Origin of the sequence: Pseudomonas sp. AB6 (assembly GCF_034314105.1) — a bacterium.
GTDB lineage: Bacteria > Pseudomonadota > Gammaproteobacteria > Pseudomonadales > Pseudomonadaceae > Aquipseudomonas.
Genome location: NZ_JAVIWJ010000001.1, coordinates 590191 through 613213 on the forward strand (window position 1 = coordinate 590191; position 23023 = coordinate 613213).

Here is a 23023-nt window from a genome sequence, read left to right on the forward strand (position 1 = left end):
TCTGAGGCGCTGCGTTTCAGACTACTGAACGTTTCAGCCAGAAAGTCTCGCAGGGTATTGGCAGCCACCGCCAGGCGACCCAATTCATCTTGGCGTTCGGCGTTGACCCGCTGACCAAATCGGCCTTGACTGAGTTGAGCGACGTACTCGATCAGGCGTCGAATCGGATCGATCAAATTACGATTGAGCAGCCATAGGCTCAACAAGCCAATAGCCAGCCCCGACCCTAGCATGACCCCGATACCGAGCAAAATGGTGCGGTTTGCGTCAGCGCTAATCATTTCAGATCGCTGATTGCCCTGTGCTCGTAATTGGGTGACCAGCGTGCTCATTTGCTCGCTAGCTGCGCGATCCATGCCTTTAACGGCGGAATCGCCCACCGTTGGGTCACCGTTGGCAGCAACAAAGGCATCACGGCCTTTCTGGTAGTTAGTCCCCAGCACGCGATGGCTTTCCCGCAATTGTTCAATGCTCGACTTCAACGCAGGGTTGGCATTGGTCTCAGTGATCAGTTGACTCAGAATGGCTTGCACCTGAATTTGGCGCTCGTCGAACTGTCCCCAGTATTTGTTCAGCTCGGCAGGCTGCTTACCGCGCAGCAAGACGTTCTTCCACTCCTGAACCTGAATCTTGAATTGAAGATTGGCTTCATCAAGCAGTTGTGAGGTATGCAGCGGCCCCTCGATCAGTTCCTTATAATTTTGCACGCCGGTAGACAAGAAGTTAAAGCACGCCAACGCGATCACCAGCATCGCTAATAGGCTGCCGCCGAGTAACGCCAAAATCTGAGCTCTGAGGGATTTTTGCAAGAACATGGGCGGTATCTCGTGGCCAAGGGGCAGAGGCATTCCGCGCGTTGAACGGCGCGCGATGATGACGTCCATGTCCCTTTGAGTCCGGGTTTACCGTCCCCAAAGGCTTATAACCACAGAGTCGGCTGGCGCCGCAAATTCTTGAATCCATTTTGCTGAATAGCAGGTTTTTTAATCGGGTCTATCGGTTGCTCATATCATGGTTAGCGGTTGTTTATGAATGGGCGCAGGCCAGGCATTCTCGATTGCATTCAAGTCGTCGTCGCTCAATACCCACTGCGCGGCCACTGCGTTGAGGTGCAAGTGTTCAGCCTCAACCGCTTTTGGGATGGCGATCACCCCCGGATGGCGCAGAACCCACGCCAGACAAATTTGCGCCGGCGTGGCGTTATATCGGGCGGCGATAGCCCGTAGCACCGGACTTTTCAACAAGCGTCCGCCTTGGGCAATCGGCGAGTAGGCCATTAGCGGCATGCCGTTCGCCTGGCTCCAGGGCAACAGGTCAAACTCGATGCCGCGCTGTTCGATGTTGTACAGCACTTGGTTGGTGGCACAGGCCGGGTCGTCGAGCTCCAGCAGGTCAGAGACATCAAAATTGGACACCCCCCAGCGGCCAATCTTGCCTGCCTCCCGCAACCGCTCAAAGGCTTCGGCTGTTTCTTCGAGGGGGTATTGCCCAGGCCAGTGCAGCAGGTACAGATCGATGTAGTCGGTGCCCAGCCGCTGCAGGCTCCGTTCGCACGCCGCCGGAAGGCCTTTGCGGCTGGAGTTGTGCGGGTACACCTTACTGACCAAATACACCTGGTCGCGCCGCCCGGCAATAGCCTCGCCGACGACCCTTTCAGCATCGCCCTCGGCGTACATCTCGGCGGTATCAATCAACGTCATGCCAAGCTCGATACCTAGACGCAGCGCGGCAACTTCATCCTTTCGCTGGGAAGCGTCTTCGCCAATGTGCCAGGTGCCTTGGCCGATGACAGGAACGGATGAGCCAGCCAGATTGAGGGTTCGCATAAAACCTCCTGCTGATGAGTGATATTGAATCGGGCAGCGGGATCGGGGAGTGGTTCAAAGTTTAAGCGTTGGGATGAGTGTTGGCGAAGGTCCATCGGACTTATCGCAGCCTTCGGCAGCTCCTACAAAAATTTGGGCATCTCCAGAATCTTAACTGACCCCTTTCACTTGTTACGCGCACTCTCCCAACCACCCCCCAACGCCAGGAACAAGTCGATCTGGCCCATGGCGACTTGGGTATTGGCTGACGCCAGTTGCGCCCGCACATCGGTGTAGGTGCGGGTGGCCTGTAGGTCGGCGAGGAATGACGCCCGTCCGGCCTGAAAGAAACGGTGTGTCTGCTGCGCCGCCTGTTGCGCCGATTGTTGCGCATCGGCCAACGCGTCGCGGCGTTCCAGCAGGGCGGTGTATTGCGCCAGACTGGTCTGGGTTTCGCGGATCGCATTCAACACGGTCCCGTCAAACCGCGCCAAGGCAGCCTGGGTCGAGGCTTCGGCTTCGTGAATGCGCGCCCGGGAACCATTCGACGGGACGTTCCAGCTCAGTAACGGGCCAAAGCCCCAACGGTTGGTGGCCTGCTTACCCAAGTCGTCGAGGATGCCAACGGTGCCAATCGTCGCGCCGATGCTGATGTCCGGGTATAACTCGCCCGTGGCCACGCCGATATCGGCCGTCGCAACCGCGAGGCGACGCTCAGCCTGGCGCACGTCGGGCCGACGTTTGAGCAGCGCGGCGCCATCACCCACTGGCATGACCTGCGCGATGTGTGGCAGTTGGGCACAGGTCGCAACGCCAGCCGGCAATTGGTCGAGGGGTTTGGCCAACAGCATCGACAAACGGAACAACCCGGTTTGGCGCGCGGCAGTGTAGCGAGGTAGCTCGGCGCCCAAGGATTTGAACTGCGTTTGCGAACGCGTTACCTGAGTCTCATCGCCGCGGCCCGCGTCGCGAAGACGCTGGGTCAGCTTCAAGCTTTCGCGCTGCAAATCCAACGATTGCTGAGCGATGCCTTGTTCTTCATTGGCCGCGCAGACTTGGGCGTAGGCCCGCACCACATCGGCCACCAAGGTAATCCGAGCGGTGTCGGACGCGGCCTGGGTTGCATCGGCATTGGCCTGAGCGGCTTCGATTCCGCGTTGCAGGGTGCCGAACAGGTCGAATTGATATGAGGTACTGATGCCAACGTCAGCGACATTGGTCACCGGGACTTTTTCAGTCAGCAGATAGGCTTCGCCTGACTCCTGCAGCCGTTGCGCGCCGAGTTTCACGCTGCTGTGGAAGCCGCCAGCGGCTTGGGCTTCTTCTACCTGCATGCGTGCGCGCGATAGATTGGCCGCCGCTACCCGCAAGTCCGTATTGGTGGCTATGGCTTGCTGAATCAGCTGGTTAAGGCGCTGATCCTGATACAGCCGCCACCAGTCTTGCTCCACCGGTGCCGAGATCACATCGGCGCCTTTGCCGGCCAGTTCGCCCTGTAGATCCGGGCGATTGAGGGCGGCGTCTTTGGGCAAGTGATAATCCGGGCCGACCACTTGGCAGGCCGATAACAGCAAGCTCAGCGCGAGAGCGGTTAGACGGGCGCCGGGCTTCATTTCGCGGCTTCCTTATTTTTAGCGTCCTGAGTAGCAAGGTTGGCATCGTCGATCATCGATACTGTTGCAGTGCGGCCGGCAATCATGCGGAAGTCTTCGGGCACGCTGTCAAAGGCGATTCGTACCGGAATTCGTTGCGCCAAACGCACCCAACTGAACGCCGGATTAATGTTGGGCAGCAGATTGGAACCGCTGCTGCGGTCACGATCTTCGATAGCGGCGACGATGCTTTGCACATGACCACGCAAGCGGGTGGGATCGCCAATCACACGGATATCCACAGCCTGGCCGATGTGAATGCCGGACAGTTTGGTTTCTTCAAAATAGCCGTCGATATGAAACGATGAGCCGTCCACCACCGACAACACCGCACGACCGGCGCTGACGAACTCTTGTGCTCGCGGCGCACGGTCGTTGAGGTAGCCGTCCACTGGGCTGCGAATTACCGAGCGATCCAAATTTAGCTTCGCCGCGTCTACTGCCACCTGGGCTTGGCTTAATGCGGCCAGGCCTTGGGCCTCGCGGGACTGACTTTCTTCCAGTTGTTCCTGGGCAACCAGATTGCCCAAGCCCCGGTTACGTTTGTTTTCGCGACGGGCCTGCTCGTAAGCCTCCTGGCGTTCCGCGACCGTGGCTTGCGCCTGGCGCAGGGCCAGCCGAAAACGGTCCTGATCGATAACGAACAGCACCTGGCCTTTGCTCACCACCTGGTTATCCACAACCTCCACGCGTTGGATCAGCCCGGAAACGTCCGGGGCGATCTGAACGATATCGGCGCGGATGTGCCCGTCCCGGGTCCAAGGCGCGAACATGTAGTACATCACCATGCGCCAAACAACCACCGAGGCAAAAATAACAATCAGCAGGGTCAGGACCACGCGGCCCAATGTCAGTAGAGGTTTTTTCATTTCATCAGGTATCGACTGAGAGTATCCACAGCGCCGAGCAGCAGAGCGTATAGACCTACATTGAACAAAGCCCGGTGCCAGACCAGACGATAAAAGTGGGCGCGGTTGAGCAGCGCATGCACCCCCAGGTAGAGCGCGTAGGTGATACCCATCACCACCAGCAGCGTGGGGAGAAAGATGCCACTGATGTCCACATCACCGATCATAACGGTGCTCCGTCGAGCCCATAGGGCGGTAGCTCTGCAAATTCGCCAGCCTTCACGATCTCGACGCCAGGCAGCAGTGCCAGACGAAGACCACTGAGCGCGTGCAGTAAGTGGATGCGGGTGGGGTCATCGCCCATCCCGTCAAATGTCATTGAACGCCGCGCCCGATCCATGGTGTTCAACAGGCCTTTGGGTGCAGGCAAGCGTTCTCGAGCATCAAGGCATGCCTGAAAATAAGCGCTGACGTCATTGATCACTTGCCGCAACAGCGCTTGCGGCGCGGGATGAACACGGGGCAAGTACGCCAGTAAATCCAGCAAATTGAGGGTCACGCGCAACTCGCGCAGGGCGATGCCGGTGTCTTGAGCGGTGATGGTCAGGCGCGGCAAATGCTGCATCAAGCGGTCGAGCATTTTCACGGCCATCAGCCTGTGCTCATTGAGCGTCCCCGGCTGGCTGAGGCTGGCAATGTCGTGCCAACCGAAACGCGTCAGGCGCTTGGCTGCAAATTCAACCCCGAACGGCCGCACCACCAGGGTCCAGACAAACGCAAACAGGAGGCCAATCGGGCCCGCTAGGTTGTTGTTGATAAAAACCAGAAAGTCGGTGTCGTAGGTGCCCTGAATACTGATGAAGGTTGCCGTATTGACCAGCGTCAGCAAGGTGCCCAGGTAGAAGCGCGGCTGCACGGTCAGCGTAGCGATCCAGATAAACGGGACAGCGAATGCGAGGACCAGCATCGGGAAGTCGTTGATATTTGGCAGCACCAAAAACAGGTACAGACTGGCCAGGATTACCGCCACCGTGGTCCAGAAAAAGAAGCGATAAATCTGCGGGGCAGGGTCGTCCATGGCGGCGAAAAAACTACAGGCCACGGCCGCAAGAATCACGGCGCTGCCGCCTTCGGGCCAGCCCAATAAAATCCACAGTACCGAGGCGACGATGATCGCCGCGACTCCGGAAAGTACCGAATACAACATCAGGCCGCGATCCAGAAAGGGTGTCAGTCGACCCAGACGCCAGTGCCGATACACGGCGCGCCATGGTGATTGGTCATCAGTGCGCAGGGCATGTTGCAGGCTGCGGCAGTCTTGCCATAAATCCACCCATTCGTTCAACCGGTACAAGGCGTTGGACAACAGCAACTGATGTCGATCATCGAGTCTTTCCGGGCTTGGTTGCAACTGTTCAAGCGTGGCGCGTAACGCTTTCCACTTCTCTGGAGAGGCGTTTTCATGGGTGTTTGTCAACCAGGCACGAGCATCTTCAAGCGCTAATTTCAGATGCGCCAGCAGATCGGGGGTGCGCCGCTCTATGGCCCAGAGGGCGTCATCCAACGCATCTATAACCGGCAGCAAATGAATCATCCGACCACGCAATTCTTTACTGTTGCGCACGCTTTGTGAATGCACGCCTTCGTGGGACAACTGGCCGATCATCAGCTCCAGGGAATTGAAACTGCCCACCATGGCCGCGCGCAGTGAGCCTATCTCTTCAGACTGGTGAGTACGGCTCAAAAAGCGATCGCTATAAGCAGAGGCATCAGCGAACCATTTGTTGGTGGTGTCCATTACCACTGGGGCCAAGTGTCGGGGCCAGAACATGGCGCCAATCACGGCGGCACAAACGATGCCGAGAAAAATCTCTTCCGTGCGCGCCACGGCGATGTCGAACACCGCCATCGGGTTATTCACCACTGGAAACGCAATCAGCGGCAGGGTATAGCCGGCCAGCATCAAGGCGTAGCTATTTGCTGTGCGTAAATGCAGCGAAAGGAACAGCAATGTTCCGGTCCACAGGGCAATCACAATTGCCAACAAAATGGGGGTTTGCACAAACAGGGGTACGAAAAGTACTGCCGCTGCCGCTCCGGCAAATGTGCCGATAGCGCGATACAGCGCTTTGGAACTGGTCGGGCCAACAAACGGGCTAGATACGATGTACACCGTGGCCATGGCCCAATACGGCCGAGGTAGTTCCATGATTAAGGCGATGTACAACGCCACCATCGACGCGACGAAAGTGCGAAGGCCGAAGAACCAGTCGCGTGCGGGCGGTACGCTAGCAAAAAAACCTTTCAAGGCAGCCACTCCGCGTCCTGATGGCCAGCTTCTTCGAATGCGTGCAACACCCGCAGAGTGGCTTCCAAATCGCCGATTTCAACGTTCTTCAGCACCTTGCGGCGCAGGTTTTTCAGTTCGTCTTCGATGGAGAGCGCCAGCGTTCGACCACTGTCTGTCAGGCTCAAAGATTTGGCGCGGCGGTCAGCGGGGTCTTCGGTGCGCAAGACGATATCGGCGGCACACAATTGATCAAGCAGACGCACCAATGACGGACTTTCAAGTCCGGCAGCCTGAGCTACAGTCACTTGGCGCGCGCCATCACCCAGACGCAGGATCATCAGCAACGGCATCGCGCAGGCTTCGGAGATGCCGTAATTGACTAGCGTGTTCTGGCAAATCCTACGCCAGTGGCGAGAGGCCGCGACGATGCTCCGGCTGATGCTCATTTGCAGTAAATCTAGGGTCATCGCGTTGCCGGTAGAAATAGTTGAAGGTGATATTATTAGGACGCTAACTAATATCTTGTAACAGTGTTGCTATGACGTCAACCGGCATTTTTGCGGACTGACGAGATGAATTTGCACGGGGGTCTACAGTCCAACTGTCCATCAGCAGTGCGTGATGTTCCGAATACGTTCAATCGACAGGTGACCTGCATGAGTCGTTCATTCCGAAAACGTCTTACCCACACCTGGTTAACCGCCGGTGCGATGGCGCTGTGTTTGCAATTCACTGCGCAGGCCGCCCAACCACGTTTCACCCTCAGCATGCCCGACGCAGAAGACAACGCGTTTTTCTCCGCGGATAACGCCGCCAGTGCCAATGGTTGCGGGGGCAAGAACGTTTCGCCGGCGCTGTACTGGAGCAATCCGCCCAAGGGCACGCAAAGTTTTGCGTTGGTGTTGCATGACCCAGATGGGCAGATGGGCTTGGGCGTTGATCACTGGCTGCGTTATGGCCTGCCGTTTAGCCTCGGGCAGATCGTGTTGGGGGCCGGCGGCGAGTCGAAGCTTGAAGGGGCGGGCGGAATCAATACACGCGGCACCACCGGTTACATGGGCCCGTGTCCGCCACCAGGAGACAGTGCGCATCATTATGTAATCCAACTGTACGCCTTGGATTTAGCCCACGATGCGCTGAAGCCCGGTTTGAGTGGTGATGAATTGCGCACCGCCATCAAAGGCCATATTTTGGGGGTGAGCAGCGTGGTGCGGCGGTATGAGCGCTAGCGCGGGTTCATTCGCGAAAGGCTTGGGGCGTTGTGCCAGATACCCCGCTTCCCTAATGAGTTCGGTCCCTTCAGAGTCGCGTGCAAGCTACAGTTCGTTGGCCGGAAACCCCAACGCAAACCGAATCCGCCCGTTCGCCGGCTGGGTCACTTCCACCCTTCCGCCGTGCAGGTGCATGATTGCCGCAACAATGGCCAGGCCAAGGCCGTTGGAGTCGGAGCTTTGGTGGCGGGAGGCGTCGCCACGATAGAAGCGGTCGAAGAGTTTGGTCAGAGCCGCAGCGGCCAGCACCGGGCCTTGGTTTTCAACCTGGATCAGCCATTCACGGTGACGTTGTTCGACTACCACCACGATCTCGCTGCCTTCATCGGCATAACGAATCGCGTTGGCGACGAGGTTACTCAGCGCCCGCCGCAATAGGATCGGGTCAGCGTGTAGCATGCCGCCGCCCGTGGTGTGGATTGTCAGTTGGCGCTCGTCGGCCAAGCCTTCAAAATACCCGGCTACCCTCTGCATTTCGGTTTCCAGATTCAACGGTTGCCGCTCAAGCACGGCTTGAGCTTCGTCGGCCCGGGCGAGAAACAGGATGCTTTCCACCAGCCGCGAGATGCGCTCCAGCTCTTCCAGATTCGAGGCCAGCAGCGCTTGGTATTCATCAACGCTGCGGGTCTGCCTTAGCGCCACTTGGCAATGGCCCATCAACGATCCCACCGGGGTGCGGATTTCATGGGCTAAATCAGCGGAGAACTGCGTCAAGCGCTGGTAGCCTTCCGACAACCGATCGAGCATGGCGTTGAACGCTTCGGATAGCTGGTGTAATTCGACAGACGTATCTCGCCCGTCGAGACGGCTGTCGAGCCGGGCCGGAGTGATATCGGCTGCATGGGCCGCCATTCGCCGCAAGGGCCGCAACCCACGGCGCAGTAACAGATAACCGAGGAGGGCGGTGACGACGAAAGCCAAGGTCACGGCGGCATAAATGCGTTGGCGGAAGCTGGCAAGCATGGCCATTTCCTTAACCATCACGTGGGCCGCCACCAACTGCACTTGCGTTCCTTCTGAGAGTACTTGGGTCGATGCAGCACGCAACGGTACGCCTTCCTGGCTCATACCGCTGCGTAAGTCGGCGTCATTCAAGGCCCGGTCTTGCCCTGCCACGGGCAAATTCGGCAGTGGGGCGTGCAGCGGATTCACTGATATCACCGGCGGTTTGCCCGGCTCGCCAATGATAAAAATGTCTTCTTCGCTGTCGAGCATGTTCTCGAACAGTTGCGGGCTGCTCTTGAACTTGTCTAGCGTCAGGTCGTAACGCAACAATTTTCGAAAGTGATCGAGCCGCGCAAGCACTGCGTGGTCACTTCGCAGCATTACGGTTTCTTTCATTGACTCATATAGGTACAGCCCGGCCCCTGCCACGGTGAGCATGGCCACCAACGCGAACGCCAGCGAGGCGCGCAGAGTCAGGGATGGCTGGCGTCGGGCGCGCACGGTCGTACCTCGCAGACGTAACCGATGCCACGCACGGTATGAATGAGTTTTACCGGGTAGGGCAAATCGATTTTGCTACGCAGTCGTTTGATTGCTACATCCACCACGTTGGTGTCGCTGTCAAAATTCATGTCCCAGACCTCTGAGGCTATTTGCGCCCGGGACAATACCTCGCCCTCGCGGCGCAATAGAAGATGCAGCAGTGCAAACTCTTTGTTGGTCAGCACGATAACCTGTTGCTGACGGGTGATGCGACGGCGTAAGAGATCCAGTTCAAGATCGGCGATATGAAAATGGTCCGGCTCGCGGACTACGCCTCGGCGCAGCACAGTGCGAATGCGCAGCAGCAGTTCGGTGAAGGAGAACGGCTTGATCAAGTAATCGTCTGCACCCAGTTCAAGCCCGCGAATACGGTCTTGCAACTGATCTCGGGCAGTCAGGAACAATACCGGCACATCTTGTTTAGCGCGCAGCACTTCTATGATCTGCCAGCCATCAATGCCTGGCAGCATGACGTCAAGCACAATCAAATCGTAACGCTGTTCCAAGGCCATATGCAGGCCGTCGGCGCCATGTTGCGCCCAGTCGACTTTATAGCCGGACTCGCCAAGGCCTTTCTTTAGGTACTCGCCGGTTTTGGTGTCGTCTTCAATCAGCAAAATGTGCATCGTTTGGCTCCTTCCAACGAGGCGCGTTGGGCATGACCGACGGGTTTTGCGGATATCAAACACGCGGCGGTTCCGGAGTTTAACCAAGTGCCGGACGGGCGTTGGTGACATTTTTGTCATCCGGTTCCAGGCAGCGGCAAATGACAAAAATGTCATTTGCCAGTCATGGTACAGAGCCGGTTCGGGGGGGATGATGATTGCCAATTCACCACAACCAGGTAATGACATGAAGAATGCACTGTCCACTACATTTGGCCTTCTTTTGCTTAGCGCGGCCGTCATGGCTCAAGCAGCAGACATGCCGGTCGTCAAACCAATGCGCGGTACCATCGATAGCGTGCAGGCCAATACCTTGAATTTTACCGACCGGGCTGGCAAGCATGAGTCCATCGCGCTAACCGATAAAACAGCGATTCGGGTGATTTCAAAAACTGGCCTGGATTCGATAAAACCTGAGAGTTTCGTTGGCTCAGCGGCTACCGCTCAGCCAGACGGCACCTTGAAAGCGTTGGAAGTAACGGTCTTCGAACCCAGCCTGAAAGGCAGCGGCGAAGGTCACTACGGTTGGGAAAATGCTGATGGCAGCACCGGCACCATGACCAATGGCACCGTGGGTAAACTGTCCACTACCAACGGCCGTACCATGACCGTTATGTACAAAGGCGGCGAGAAGCAACTGGTTGTGCCGGATGACGTGCCTATCGCGTATGTTCAGCCAGGTGAGCGTGCCCAACTGGTTGCCGGTGCCAAGATCGTTGTGTTCCCGGGCGAAGACGGTAAAACCGCACGCGGTGTTGCAGTTGGCAAAAACGGTTTCGCGCCACCGATGTAATGACTGCTCAGCCAGCACGATGGCTCCTACAGGCCTATTCTGTAGGAGCCAACTTATTGGCGAAGCCATTTTCAAAGTTCCCCCCCCGGAGGCAGTCATGAGCACTCGACGTATCCACCCCTGGCCAGTGCGACTCACGCATTGGCTGAACGCGATGGGCATGGTTGGCATGTTCATGAGTGGCTGGGGGATCTATAACGCATCGCCGCTTTTTCCCTTCAGCTTTCCCCGCAGCATCACCTTGGGCGGTTGGCTCGGTGGCTCAATTGGCTGGCATTTAGCAGTGATGTGGCTACTGGTGATCAACGGTCTGGCCTACATGTTGTATGGCGTGTTCAGCCGCCATTTCAAAAGCGATTTATTGCCCGTCACCCCCAGCGCGGTAAAACGCGACTTCATCGACGCTCTGCGTTTTCGTCTGGCGCACCAACACGGGCGTTATAACGCAGTGCAGCGCTTGTCCTATTGGATCGTGATGGCGCTGGGGGTGTTGGTGGTCTTGTCTGGGTTATCCATTTGGAAACCGATACAGCTTCAGGTGCTGGCCAACCTGTTCGGCGGATACGACTTCGCTCGCTACGTACACTTTGGCGCCATGGCCGGGATCGGCGCGTTTGTCGTCGTTCATTTGGTGCTGGTGCTGTTGGTTCCGCGCACCTTTATGCCGATGATTACCGGCGGTACCCGGGAGAATTCCAATGACTGACCCTAAGCAACGCCCCCCTCGCATCATTCTAGAGCCGGCGCAGCAGACGCAATTATTCAAAATTCAACGTCGCTCTTTCCTGCGTGCTGGCCTGACCCTCGGCGCAGTGTCGATGCTTACCGGTTGCAACTTTGAAGGCGACGACGCCGTGGATAAAACCCTCTGGGCCATGTCGCGCTGGAACGACCGTGTTCAAGCCTGGCTGTTCAGCGGGCAACGCCTGGCGCCCACTTACGATAAGTCGAAAGTCACCAACCCGTTTCCGTTTAATGCTTTTTATGCCGAATACAACGTCCCCGAAATAGACCTGTCGACTTATAGCCTGGCGGTGTCCGGGTTGGTGCGGGATAAACAAGCCTGGTCTCTGGACGGTTTGCGCAAATTGCCGCAACGCACCGATGTGACGCGGCTGATTTGTGTCGAGGGCTGGAGTGCGATCGGGCAGTGGGGCGGGGTGCCGTTGCGGACCTTTCTTGAGCACATCGGTGCAGACACCACGGCCAAGTTCGTAGCATTCAAATGCGCAGACAAGTATTACTCAAGCCTGGACATGCCCACCGCGTTGCATCCGCAGACTTTGCTGGCGCTGGACTTTGGTGAAGTGGCACTGCCTCCAGATTATGGTTATCCGTTGCGAGTGCGGGTACCCACTAAGCTAGGGTTCAAAAATCCCAAACATATCGTCGAGCTGGTTGTGACGAATGAGTACCAAGGTGGGTATTGGGAAGATCAGGGTTATAACTGGTTTAGCGGGAGTTGATACTAAGCTTGCCGCATCTACTTCGGGTCTGACTGCAGAAAGGTAGACCGGAAGTCTGGATCGGCTGCATCCAAAAACAGAATGCAGCCTGTCGGAACTTAGTTCAGACCCAACTTGCCACGTAATGTGGACAGGTCTTCTGCAAGGGTGTTAACCGGACCAACCATTGCCCTACGGTCTTTGGCGCTCACTTTGTCATACGTCTCATAACCGCCGTCCTTTGTTTTGTACTTGGCCAGGATTTTATTGACCGAAGCGAAGTTTTTATCGACCTTGGCAGCGAAGGCCTTGTCTTGCTGTTCAATTTGCGCGTGGAACAGGTCGACGATTTTTTTCGCCCCGTTGACATTGCCTTCGAAGTCATAAAGGTCTGTGTGGCTGTACCGGTCTTCTTCGCCAGACAACTTGGTATTGGCAACTTCTTCCATTAATGCAGCAGCACCGCCAACGACTTTTTCAGGCTGGAACGTCAGATCGGCTGCGCGGGTTTGCAGTTCTTTTATGTCGTTATTCAGTTTTTCAGCCAAGTCGCTGAGGCCATCGGTCGTATTCTTGGCAAACAGGGCATATTCGATGCGGTGGAAGCCAGTGAAGTCGGGGGCATCTACGTTGTCAGCGTGGTCATCGACACGAGAGTCGATGGACTTGTCGAGGTCGTCAAACAGTTCGGCGACAGGCTCTATGGATTCGTACGAAACGCGGGTTGTCGGGTACAACTTCCTGGCGGTAGCCAGGTCGCCTTTTTTGATGGCGTCGGTGAACTTCTGGGTATCAACGGCCAGAATGTCCAGCTGTTCGATAACGTAGATTTTGTAGTCGGAAACAGGCCCCACCAAATCCAGCGGCGCCGTTGCCGCGAAAACGAATGGAGTCTGGAGCAAGCCAAGGGTAAACATCATTACGAACGGCGATTTTTTCATGGGGTATTTCCGGGTAGGTTTGTTATGAGTCATGCACTTTTTGCCGATGTGGAAGCGGCAAGCAGCGAACGACCTATGTAGTCCTGAGTACTGACAACACCAGGCAGGGTGAAGAAGTAACCGCCGCCAATAGGCTTGAGGTACTCCTCCAGCGGCTCGCCGTTGAGGCGGGTCTGCACGCTGATGAAACCTTTTTCCAGATCAGACTGGTAACAGATGAACAGCAGGCCCATGTCGAGCTGGCCGTTTTTGCGCACGCCGTTGGAATAGTTAAACGGGCGACGCAGAATACGATTGCGTTCGGTAGCGGCAGTACGCGGATTAGCCAAACGGATGTGAGAATCCATAGGGGTCACCTTGCCATCGGGGTCGGCAGCATATTGAGGTTCGTCGCTCTCTCGCTTGCCATCCAGAGGGGCGCCGGTGACCTTGTGCCGGCCAAAAATCGTTTGTTGTTCCTGCAGCGGCGTCCGGTCCCAGCGTTCAACGAAGTTGCGGATAATCCGAACTGCTTGGTAACTGCCGTTCGCGGTCCAAGTAGGCTCATCGGAGTCGGGTTGCACCCATACCAGGACGTCCATGGCTTTTTGGTCGTTGGAATCAGGGTTGGCCGAGCCATCGCGAAAACCGAGAAAGTTGCGTGCGCTTTCGGCCGGTTGGCCCGGTTTGAGCGGCGGTTGCGCTGGCACGGTACCTTCCTGCTTCCAACGCACTGACAGTAAATCCGGCATGTTCTTCACAATGTCGCGCAGGGCGTGGATATTGCTGTCCGGGGTATTGGCGCAGAATTGAATACTCAGGTCACCATGGCAGCAATCAGGTTCCAGAGCGTCGTTGGGGAAGCCGACCATTTCAATAAGGCGCCTGGGCTTGATTGCTGCAAGACCGAAACGCCCATCGAATAAAGAGGCGCCTACGGACACTGTGACCGTCAGGTTGTCTGGAGTCACCACCGGGCCGAGGATGCCCGAATCTGTGGGTGGAAACTTGGCGTCGATCTGAGGCACGGCGCCACCGGTCATCAGAAATGCGATGCGTTCGTTCAACGTACGAAACAGGCGCTCAAGGTCTTCACGATCAGTGGCCAATACGTCGAACGACACCAGCATGCCGGCAGCCGGGCGCGGGGTAACTATTCCGGTTTGATGACGCCCGTAGAAGTCGTGGTGATCATGGGTCTGCTCGCTGAGTGGTGCTTCGGTCACTTTTGCCTGAGTGGCTGCCAAAACGTTGCCGCTCAAGCTGCCACCGGCCAACGCAGCACCTGCCGCGCCAAGACCCATAAGCACTCGGCGGCGTTGAACTGACTCTGGAGCATCGGTGTTCTTTAAATCTTTCATGGGATACGTCTTCGCTTTAATTCAAAATCGAGAGGCCGGTGTTCAGAGATCCGATAGACCTAGTGCCGGATCAATTCCAGCGAGCGCATCGGCTAACGTCTGGGCCTTGGCTGATACCTGCTGACGCTGGTCGGCCGAGACTTGGTCGTACGGGCGGAAAACGCCGTCAATGCTGAACTCCTTGAGTTGCTCATCCAGTGCGGCGGTGGCGCTGTCGATGCGCTGTAAAAGGTCGAGGTGAGACATGACCAACAGCGGCCGCATTAGCTCGATCACCTTTCGGGCGCCGTCCAGGTTGGCAGCAAAGCCATTAAGATCGCTGTGGCTGTAACGTTCTTCTTCACCGTTGCTGCGAAGGTCTGCGAGGCTGCGCAGCGTGTGAATGACGCCGCCGACCAGTTGCTCGGGCTGCATTGATTGCGCCAGCATTTGTTGCTTGAGACGGGTGACGTCAGCTTGTAGCTTCTGCACCACTGGGCTCAGCCCTTCAACGGTATGTTGGTCGAACAGGCTGTACTCGATGCGGTGGAAGCCACCGAAATCGGGGTCTTGCTCGCGTTTCTCGTAGTAATAGGCTCGGGCATTGACGGCGTTATCGACTTCGGAAAACCGCTGGGTTGCAGGTGCAATGTGCTGATAGGCAGCGCGGGCGGGCAGATAGGCTGCTTGCGCCTGGCTCAAATCGCCGGCATCGACAGCGGCTTGCAACGCAGTAATCGCCTTGAGCAGCGCCGAGCTTTGCAGGCTCAGGTACACCCGGTATTCCGACAGCGGTCCGAGGAACGCAACCAGAGTGGGCTTGGCCTTGGCGAAGGCGTCGGAAGCGGCGGTCGGAATTACCTTCATGGTGCCATGCGGATTACTGAGCAAACCGCAGGTAATGGTGTAGTCACCAGGCTTGAGGTTGGCGTTGATCACTGCACTTAAACCGGGCGCAATATTCTCGCGCTCTTCGAGGACCATAACGCCGTCGAGGATTTCCCATTCAACCGCACGTTCTGAACGGTTAACGATACGAAACGTAGTTCGTCCTGCCGGGACGCTCAACGCATTCGGCTCACAGTTATGAGGGTGAATGGTGACTATTACTTCAGCGCTGCTACTGGCCTGACGCTTGTGCATCGCGGCCTGAGACGCGTAGTAAAACAGCCCGCCGGCCGCGATCATAACGACCACAGAGCCAGCGACCGCCAATCGCAAGACGTGGGCAGGCTTGGCTTTCTTAGGAAGCCCAGAGGGAAGATTCGACATGGGTGCCCTTATTTATTCGTTAGACAAGAGGGGTGTTGATGATGTCCAGGCTTGGTTGGCAGGCTAGCCGCCCGTGGTTGCGGCAGAAAAAACAGCACCAGGGCGGCGATCAGGTAGATCCAATAAACGCTGAGCGTGCTGATCGTTGGGGCGTCCTGATAACCAAACATGCCGGCTAACACCGATCCCAGCGGCCCATCCATTGGTAACGTAGCGCTAATATCGAAGACCACGGTCTGTAAGTGATTCCACAGCCCGGCTTCATGCATCGCTCTCACGGAGGTGGACAGGATGCCGGCAGCGACCACCAGAATAAACAGGCCGGTCCAGCGGAAGAACAGACTCAGGTTCAAACGCATGCTGCCGCTGTAGATGGCGAAACCCGCTCCAATTGCAAGGAGCATTCCCAAAAGGGCGCCTATCGGTGCTCCTGCGCTGTCGCTCTGCTGGAACACCGCCATCAGAAAAAATACGGTTTCCAACCCTTCACGTGCCACGGCAAAAAACACCATGGCAATTAGTGCATAGATTTGGTTTTTCGAATTGGAGAGTGCCGCGTCAAGCGACGCGTGCAAGGCATGCTTGATTGAGCGCGCCACTTTGCGCATCCAGAAGACCATGGAGCTCAGGATCACGACCGCAATCATGCCGACGATACCTTCAAACATTTCCTGCTGACGCTGCGGAAACTGCGCGCTCATTATTTCCAGACCACCCCCGACCATCAGGGCCAGCGCCAGAGCGAGAAATACTCCGATCCAGACGCCCGGCATCCACTCGCCACGCCCGGTTTGCTTTACGTAACTGGCGATGATGCCAACGATAAGTGCGGCTTCAATGCCTTCGCGCAGCATAATCAGAAAAGGAACAAGCATGTTTCACCACGTAATTCAGGAAGGTGACTTTAATGCGCAGCGCCGGTAACGCGCATGCCAATGAGTAACATAATGATACTCATTATCGATTAGAGCCAGCTTTTTTTGATATCAGCGTGATTTCGCCGTTGTAGGGAAGGTTGGGGGTCTAATGCATGGGGGCGATAGGCAGTGGAGACTGTAGAGCGGTGAGCGTGATACTGAATCGGGCTAGCAGTGCCCTGATCGCATTGGTGATCAGGGCTGCTTTATTGGGCGGGCTGGCTTCTGTACCAATGTTAAAAGCTGATCGGGTCTAAACAGGTTGCGCCCGGGATGAAAATGGTTGTATGCGCTTAAACCATGCGTTTCACGGTGTCGTCACGCCGCACAAAGTGATGCCAGAGTGTCGCTATGATGTGCAAGCCAATCACGTAATAAAAAATCGTCCCGAGCAATACATGCAACTCCTCAAGTGAGTCGGCGGTGGGTTGCGATAGGGCGAACGGCGAAGGTATTGACAGGGATGTCAGCGGAATAGGCACACTGCCGTCGCCCAGCCATACGCTAAACAAACCTAACAGCGGCTGAGCAAATAGAAAGGCATACAGCGCGTAATGCGACAAATTCGCAATGATCTGAAGAGTGCCTTGCAGCGGTGGGGTAATTTTAGGAGGGGCGTTGCGGCGACGCTCGGCGACGCGGAAAAAAGCCATTAGTAAAATCAAGATTCCGACCCAGAAATGAGTCTGGGTCACGAACATTTTTGGGTCAGAACCTTTGGCGAACTGACTTCGACTAAGGATCAGGATGTATGCCAGAACGATCAGCGCAGCCATCACCCAGTGTAACCAGCGGGCTTTGGCGCTGTAGCGCGGGGTAAGCAAAGGTTGATTCACAGTAGATTCCTTGGTCAATTATTTATGCAAAACGTGTGTATGCGCGAAATCGCGACGACTAACGTCAAGACCACCATGACAGGAAAACTGTCCGAACAAAAAGCGCAGCGGCCCTCTAGCGTTTTTTTTATGACGAACCTCCCGTAGCTCCGCTCAATTGGATGATATTTCTAAGCACAAATCTATTTCTATATTTTATTCCCGACAGTTTTATCAGCATGCGAATCAACATCATTTAAAGTTTTTTTATAGCAATTAATACTTAAAAATCATTTTGTCTGCTTTGACATTCACAGCCATTGGATCCAAGCTTTTAACGTTTCCTCGAATTTATTGGACAATCGGCATAGCCTTAATAGAAGCAAGCTAGCATTTTTGGTTATAAGCGTCGTATATAACCACCATGGATGAAAATTGCAGTGATCCATCGTTGCTGTTTGATTGATTCAATTAGACATTTTCGGGAATTTACTTCTTTCCGCAACGTGAGCGAAAAAAAACCATGGACAGAAAGAAAGTTCTCATCGTGGGTGCTGGAAATCTATGCTTTCAACTGCTTCAGATGTTGGCGCTTCGCAACAATTTTCACCTATATGTGGCCAGTCGTAATCTGGAAAAAACCACCCGGCTCTGCAATTTAGTACAGCTGACGACCTTGCAACTTGAGGTGATGAGTTCGATTACCGCTGTTGAGGCGGACCTTAACGATATCTATAAGGTAGCCGATGTTCTTACCCGGATCAGGCCCGATGTCATTGTTAACTGCGCTTCATTGCACTCACGGCAGACAATTGACGAGCTACCTAGGTGTTATGGGTATGAGCTTGGGCTATCGCAACCAGGGCCTTGGTTACCGATGCACCTTGCTCCTGCTTACGACTTGATGCGAGCGGTCAAGTTGTCAGGGTCTCGGGCAATAACCGTCAATGCGGCGTTTCCTGATGCCGTTAACGCGGTATTGGATAAAGCCGGCTTGGCACCGGTGATAGGAGTGGGAACCGCAGCTAATATGGTTCCGGCTGTGCGCATGGCAATTGCGACGATGGCCTCGACCCCTGTCGATCAGGTTCAGGTCAAAATCGTCGGTAAACATTATTTCAGCCATTATCTACCGCAGGCGATGCTGCAAAAGCCGAGCGTTTGTAAGCTCTCCTACCGGATTAGCGGCATGGAATGCTCAGGGCGGTTTTCAGATTCGGAGATTTTCCAGTGCGCCTTCGTGAACTTTCGTCACACCGGCGGGGTAGCCGGCCAGTCGCTTACGGCGGCTTCGGCGTTGACGGTGATTAACAGTATTGTTTCCTTTGACGAGGTAGAAGCTCACGCACCTGGTCCCAATGGCTTACCAGGAAGCTATCCTGTTCGGATCGGCATGGGCAAAGTATTGCTTTCGCTGCCTCATGACGTTTCCCGCAACGACGCCATTAGTATCAATAATAAATGTCAGACCCGGGACGGGATTCACTCAATAAACGCCGACGCTAGTGTCAATTTTGAGCGTGAACCCATGTCGATTATGGAAACGCTATTGGGCTTTTCTATGCCTCATATGAAGTTGCAGGATGTTCATCAATGGTCAGACGAGCTGGGCCGCAAATACTGCGATTTTGCGAACCACGCCAAGCGCGCGGTCCGCAGTTGAAAGGCGTCAGCGCGACGCGCTCGAACAGAGATTATTTGTTGTACTTGGCCTGTAACTGCTTGGCCATCTTCAAGTGATCCTGAAGCGTTGGTAAAGCTGCTTTAGCAAAAGCGGTCAGTTCTGGCGTTTTCGAGGTCTTGATTTCGTCCTGGAACAACTTGATGGTCGCTTGATGAGCCTTTACCTGGTTGGTGGTGTAAGCCTTATCGAAAGACCCGTCACGGTAGTTAAGAATCATCTTCTTGGCCTTGTCCATCATCTCGGCATCGCTGGCTGTTTTCAGGTTAAGCCCGGTGGCGATAGCGGCCAGTTTTTGATTAGCGTCGGTATGATCGGTGATCATCATCTGTGCAAAACTTTTAACGTCTGCTGATTTAGATTTATCCATGGCCAGTTGGCTAGTTTGGATTTCCGCCATGCCCTTGGCTGAAGCCTCTTCAACGAAAGTTTCGGGGGCCCCCGCATAAGCAGAAACCGTGGCTAAACTTAGCAGTAAGGCCAGGCCGGTGGCGCCAAGGGTGTGAGCATGTAGTTTCATAAGTTCCATACCTCAAGCCAATAAGGACCGCAGTCTCAAAAAAGGACGGGGATGATCCCGCCCTTTTTATACATAAAAAATAAATAAACAGCCCTTCCAAGCGCTTATTTATTTATGCCCGCTCGAACTTCCGCCCTTTTTTCCGGCTTCGGAAGCCTTTTCACGATCATTGGCAAAGTTGCCACCCGAGCCGCTGCCTTTTTTGTTGGTATCAGATTGTTTGCTATCGCCAGCTGGTTTTTTGCTGTTTGGCATGATCAATCAACCTCGAATGTGGAGTCGGTAACGAGGATTAGCCCTCGTCAATGTGTGAAGTCGTTCAGCGAAAATGGTTTAAACATTTAGCCGGGCAGCCGATAGACGGTATAGGGCGAATTTGCTGAATCGATTTCACTACTGGAACGAGTGATATTCGTTGAACCCGCGCGGATTACAGGTTTCATACGGGATGATATCGGACACTGAGTATCGGACAGATGAGCGAGATTCGCATCGGTATTTCTGGGTGGCGTTACGTGCCTTGGCGGGGTGATTTTTATCCCGAAAAACTGACTCAAAAAAATGAGCTCAAATTTGCTTCCCGCGCTGTGAACAGTATTGAAATAAACGGTTCATTCTATTCCTTGCAGTCGCCGGACCTTTACTCCCGTTGGGGGGCCGACGCCCCCGACAACTTTGTATTCAGCATTAAAGGTCCGCGATTTATCACCCACGTTCGACGCCTTGACGAAGTTGAAATACCGGTGGCTAATTTCTTCGCTTCTGGCATCTTTCAACTCAAACAGAAATTAGGCCCGATTCTTTGGCAATTTCCCCCTTCATTTAAATTCAATGTAGAAAAATTCGAACATTTTTTGTCATTACTGCCGCATACCACGATGCAAGCTAAGGCCTGCGCGAAACAATGTGATGAGCGTATGAAAAAACCTGATTATCTGGATATACCCAGTACTGGGACCGTGCGTCATGCCGTGGAAATACGAAACGCGAGTTTTGCCACCGATGAATTTATCGCGCTGTTACGCAAATACAATGTGGCGTTAGTGGTCGCGGATACGGCGGGTAAATGGCCCTACCTGGAAGACCTCACCAGCGATTTCGTCTACCTGCGGTTGCACGGCGAAAAGGCACTTTATGAAAGCGGCTATACGCCGGCTGCGATCACGCGTTGGGGCGATCGTATCGACGCTTGGCATCGGGGGACGCAGCCCAAAGATGCACACTTGGTCAGCACCAAGAGCGCACTCAAGCGAAAAGCTCGCGATGTTTATTGCTATTTCGATAACGACATCAAGGTCCGCGCGCCGTATGACGCTCGTAAACTGCTCGAACGGTTTGGCTTGGCAGAGGGGCTTGAAGTGGCGCCGGGTGATATGCGAGGCGTTAATTTTTAGTCGTTTCACCCTATTGCGCAGGCAGGGCTGGCCTGTGCTGATGCGACTGGATCGGATTTCTGCGCAATGCTACGACCTGTTTAACCAAGGCCCTGATCATCGACCTTGGTCCCATCTTTCTGGCCGCGCGCCATCGGCGGTGGAGGTGCGTTTGTGAAACTCTCCTGTGCCCAATATCAATGGCGTGACGGTAACTCAGCGCAGTTGCTAATCAATGGCGAAGATTTTTTCGCCCAAGTAGTTGATTGCATTCGGGCCGCGCGAAAAGAGGTACTGCTAGAAACGTTCATCATCGTTCAGGACCGGGTAGGAGAAGCATTACAGCAAGCGTTGATCGAGGCGGCTTTGCGCGGTGTACGGGTAGTGTTAACGATGGACGATTACGGCACCTCGGATTTGAATCCGGAGTTTTTGGCACAACTGCTCCGTGCCGGGGTGCTTGTGGAGTTGTTCGGCCAGCGCTCGCAAATGCTGGGTAAACGGACTCAGCTGTTTTACCGCTTGCATCGCAAAATTGTGGTAATCGATGCAGAACTGGCCCTGATTGGTAGCCCCAACTATAGCCTTGATCACATGAGCGACACCGGTCCGACAGCCAAGCAAGATTACGCACTGTTGGTACGCGGCCCCGTGGTTGCGGACATCTATCAGTCCAGCCTGAGCCTTGTCAGGTCCGCAACGCGTGGCGCAATGAGACCCTTACACGTCGTTCAGCATCAGACTGGCAGTGCCCGGATGCTGTTAGCCGTTCGCGACAATACAGAGCACACCGCCGACATTGAAGAGCAATACATGCTGGCGATTCGAAATGCCAACCAGCGGGTCACTATTGCCAATGCATGTTTTTTTCCCAGTTATCGATTTTTGCGAGAACTGCGAAACGCGGCGCGCCGTGGGGTCAAAGTGAATCTGATCTTGCAGGGGCAACCGGACCTGCCCCTGGTTCGGATGTGCTCGCGCATGCTGTATGCCTACCTGCTGCGTGAGGGCGTGATCCTCCACGAATTCACGCAACGGGTGCTACACGGTAACGTGGCGTTGATTGATCAGGAGTGGTCCACCGTGGGCTCAAGTAATCTTGACCCTTTGAGCCTGTCATTGAACCTTGAAGCGAACCTGTTCATCCGTGATCAGGCTCTTAACCAGAAATTGCACAAACACTTGCGTGAATTGATGTTGACACAATGCCGGCAAGTAACGCTTCAGCAGGCCAGACGCCGGGAGTGGTGGCGTGCTCCGTTGATTTTTCTGTGCTTTCACTTCCTGCGGCATTTTCCAGCCGTCGCCGGTTTGCTACCCGCACACGCTTTGCGGCTCAAACCGTTAAGCGTGGCAGGATCTGCGGTTGAGTCGGCACCGCAAGTCAGACAGGATGATCGCGAAGAATCGTTGTGAACAGTTAAGCCTGTCCGTTACGTTCACCCTCAATCTCAACTCATTTCCTGGCGAGCAAACATCTTCACTGCCGCCACAGCTTCGCTGGCGCCAGCGCTGATCTGCACAATGACCGATCCCGCCTGGTCGGCCAGTTCAACACCGCGGCTGGCAGTCGACCGCGTATTGTCCATGCTGCTAATGGCCAACTGGGTTTCGGTCTGGATGACTTGGATCATCTCCGAAATTTCCGCTGTTGAGCGGCTGGTACGCGCTGCCAGTTGGCGCACTTCGTCGGCGACCACCGCGAACCCGCGTCCTTGATCACCGGCCCGCGCAGCTTCGATAGCGGCGTTGAGGGCCAGCAAGTTGGTCTGGTCTGCAATGCTGCGAATCGTGTTGACGATGGCGGTAATCTGATTCGAGCGCTCACCCAGTTGGGCAACGATTCGAGAGGAGTCTTCAATATTTAGCGATATTTGGCGCATTTCACTCGCCGCTTGTTGAATGACTCGGGTGCCTACCTCCGCGAC

At 55.2% G+C, this 23023-nt stretch carries 22 protein-coding genes and 2 pseudogenes; 7 read left to right on the top strand and 17 right to left on the bottom strand.

The window, feature by feature from the left end:
* Positions 1-74 precede the first annotated feature (74 nt).
* From RGW60_RS23635 to RGW60_RS02765, 7 genes and pseudogenes are all read right to left on the bottom strand, one after another.
* Positions 75-884, bottom strand: a pseudogene (locus RGW60_RS23635) (HAMP domain-containing protein); the annotation flags it as partial.
* Between the two features lie 120 nt (positions 885-1004).
* On the bottom strand, positions 1005-1826 hold the full coding sequence (locus RGW60_RS02740) for an aldo/keto reductase (RefSeq protein WP_322201913.1): 822 nt from the start codon (positions 1824-1826) through the stop codon (positions 1005-1007).
* Positions 1827-1990: 164 nt separating this feature from the next.
* Positions 1991-3418 carry an efflux transporter outer membrane subunit gene (locus tag RGW60_RS02745; RefSeq protein WP_322201914.1) on the bottom strand — a complete coding sequence of 476 codons (1428 nt, stop codon included), beginning with the start codon at positions 3416-3418 and terminating at the stop codon, positions 1991-1993.
* Positions 3415-4326, bottom strand: coding sequence for an HlyD family secretion protein (locus tag RGW60_RS02750; protein ID WP_322201916.1), 912 nt, complete (start codon positions 4324-4326; stop codon positions 3415-3417). The genes RGW60_RS02745 and RGW60_RS02750 overlap by 4 nt, the downstream gene beginning before the upstream one ends.
* Entirely contained in the window at positions 4323-4532 is a 210-nt protein-coding gene (locus RGW60_RS02755) for a DUF1656 domain-containing protein (protein ID WP_322201918.1), read from the bottom strand. Before RGW60_RS02755 ends, RGW60_RS02750 begins: the two co-directional genes overlap by 4 nt.
* Positions 4529-6613, bottom strand: coding sequence for an FUSC family protein (locus tag RGW60_RS02760; RefSeq protein WP_322201920.1), 2085 nt, complete (start codon positions 6611-6613; stop codon positions 4529-4531). Before RGW60_RS02760 ends, RGW60_RS02755 begins: the two co-directional genes overlap by 4 nt.
* On the bottom strand, positions 6610-7062 hold the full coding sequence (locus tag RGW60_RS02765) for a MarR family winged helix-turn-helix transcriptional regulator (RefSeq protein WP_322201922.1): 453 nt from the start codon (positions 7060-7062) through the stop codon (positions 6610-6612). The genes RGW60_RS02760 and RGW60_RS02765 overlap by 4 nt, the downstream gene beginning before the upstream one ends.
* A 189-nt stretch (positions 7063-7251) precedes the next feature.
* Here RGW60_RS02765 and RGW60_RS02770 point away from each other — a divergent pair, with 189 nt between their 5' ends.
* Positions 7252-7824: a YbhB/YbcL family Raf kinase inhibitor-like protein gene (locus RGW60_RS02770; RefSeq protein ID WP_322201924.1), complete on the top strand. Its 573-nt coding sequence runs from the start codon at positions 7252-7254 to the stop codon at positions 7822-7824.
* A gap of 87 nt (positions 7825-7911) precedes the next feature.
* On the opposite strand, the gene RGW60_RS02775 is transcribed toward RGW60_RS02770, so the two are convergent.
* Together RGW60_RS02775 and RGW60_RS02780 are read right to left on the bottom strand one after the other, a co-directional pair.
* Entirely contained in the window at positions 7912-9249 is a 1338-nt protein-coding gene (locus tag RGW60_RS02775) for a heavy metal sensor histidine kinase (RefSeq protein WP_322206832.1), read from the bottom strand.
* A 35-nt stretch (positions 9250-9284) separates the two neighbouring features.
* Positions 9285-9980 (bottom strand): heavy metal response regulator transcription factor, encoded by a 696-nt coding sequence (locus tag RGW60_RS02780; protein ID WP_322201927.1) that lies wholly within the window; start codon positions 9978-9980, stop codon positions 9285-9287.
* A gap of 226 nt (positions 9981-10206) precedes the next feature.
* Here RGW60_RS02780 and RGW60_RS02785 point away from each other — a divergent pair, with 226 nt between their 5' ends.
* The 3 genes from RGW60_RS02785 to RGW60_RS02795 all read left to right on the top strand — a co-directional run bounded on the left by RGW60_RS02785 (position 10207) and on the right by RGW60_RS02795 (position 12278).
* A complete protein-coding gene (locus tag RGW60_RS02785; protein WP_322201929.1) occupies positions 10207-10812 on the top strand; it encodes a hypothetical protein in 606 nt (201 codons plus the stop codon).
* A 97-nt stretch (positions 10813-10909) separates the two neighbouring features.
* Entirely contained in the window at positions 10910-11518 is a 609-nt protein-coding gene (locus tag RGW60_RS02790) for a cytochrome b/b6 domain-containing protein (protein ID WP_322201931.1), read from the top strand.
* The gene (locus RGW60_RS02795; protein WP_322201933.1) at positions 11511-12278 is read left to right on the top strand and encodes a molybdopterin-dependent oxidoreductase; all 768 of its coding nucleotides are present in this window, start codon (positions 11511-11513) and stop codon (positions 12276-12278) included. Before RGW60_RS02790 ends, RGW60_RS02795 begins: the two co-directional genes overlap by 8 nt.
* A gap of 98 nt (positions 12279-12376) precedes the next feature.
* Here RGW60_RS02795 and efeO (RGW60_RS02800) read toward each other — a convergent pair whose 3' ends face one another.
* The 5 genes from efeO (RGW60_RS02800) to RGW60_RS02820 all read right to left on the bottom strand — a co-directional run bounded on the left by efeO (RGW60_RS02800) (position 12377) and on the right by RGW60_RS02820 (position 17542).
* Positions 12377-13198 (bottom strand): iron uptake system protein EfeO, encoded by an 822-nt coding sequence (gene efeO, locus RGW60_RS02800; RefSeq protein ID WP_322201935.1) that lies wholly within the window; start codon positions 13196-13198, stop codon positions 12377-12379.
* A 29-nt stretch (positions 13199-13227) separates the two neighbouring features.
* Positions 13228-14538, bottom strand: a complete 1311-nt coding sequence (gene efeB, locus RGW60_RS02805; RefSeq protein ID WP_322201937.1) for an iron uptake transporter deferrochelatase/peroxidase subunit — start codon at positions 14536-14538, stop codon at positions 13228-13230.
* A 42-nt stretch (positions 14539-14580) separates the two neighbouring features.
* A complete protein-coding gene (gene efeO, locus RGW60_RS02810) occupies positions 14581-15789 on the bottom strand; it encodes an iron uptake system protein EfeO (RefSeq protein WP_322201939.1) in 1209 nt (402 codons plus the stop codon).
* An 8-nt stretch (positions 15790-15797) separates the two neighbouring features.
* Complete coding sequence (gene efeU, locus RGW60_RS02815) at positions 15798-16664, bottom strand: iron uptake transporter permease EfeU (RefSeq protein ID WP_322201941.1); 867 nt, start codon at positions 16662-16664, stop codon at positions 15798-15800.
* Between the two features lie 335 nt (positions 16665-16999).
* Positions 17000-17542, bottom strand: a complete 543-nt coding sequence (locus RGW60_RS02820; protein WP_322201943.1) for a cytochrome b — start codon at positions 17540-17542, stop codon at positions 17000-17002.
* Positions 17543-18044: 502 nt separating this feature from the next.
* Between RGW60_RS02820 and RGW60_RS02825 the strand changes: the two genes are divergently transcribed.
* The gene (locus RGW60_RS02825; protein WP_322201945.1) at positions 18045-19184 is read left to right on the top strand and encodes a hypothetical protein; all 1140 of its coding nucleotides are present in this window, start codon (positions 18045-18047) and stop codon (positions 19182-19184) included.
* 31 nt (positions 19185-19215) lie between these two features.
* Here the strand turns inward: RGW60_RS02825 and RGW60_RS02830 are convergent, their stop codons facing one another.
* Together RGW60_RS02830 and RGW60_RS02835 are read right to left on the bottom strand one after the other, a co-directional pair.
* Positions 19216-19722 carry a DUF4142 domain-containing protein gene (locus RGW60_RS02830; protein ID WP_322201947.1) on the bottom strand — a complete coding sequence of 169 codons (507 nt, stop codon included), beginning with the start codon at positions 19720-19722 and terminating at the stop codon, positions 19216-19218.
* 108 nt (positions 19723-19830) lie between these two features.
* Positions 19831-19926: pseudogene (locus RGW60_RS02835) on the bottom strand (general stress protein); the annotation flags it as partial.
* A 272-nt stretch (positions 19927-20198) separates the two neighbouring features.
* On the opposite strand from RGW60_RS02835, the gene RGW60_RS02840 reads away from it, so the two are divergent.
* Entirely contained in the window at positions 20199-21116 is a 918-nt protein-coding gene (locus RGW60_RS02840) for a DUF72 domain-containing protein (protein ID WP_322201951.1), read from the top strand.
* A gap of 153 nt (positions 21117-21269) precedes the next feature.
* The gene (clsB, locus tag RGW60_RS02845) at positions 21270-22511 is read left to right on the top strand and encodes a cardiolipin synthase ClsB (protein WP_322201953.1); all 1242 of its coding nucleotides are present in this window, start codon (positions 21270-21272) and stop codon (positions 22509-22511) included.
* A 35-nt stretch (positions 22512-22546) separates the two neighbouring features.
* On the opposite strand, the gene RGW60_RS23640 is transcribed toward clsB, so the two are convergent.
* On the bottom strand, positions 22547-22978 hold the full coding sequence (locus tag RGW60_RS23640; protein WP_407074056.1) for a methyl-accepting chemotaxis protein: 432 nt from the start codon (positions 22976-22978) through the stop codon (positions 22547-22549).
* Positions 22979-23023: the final 45 nt, after the last annotated feature.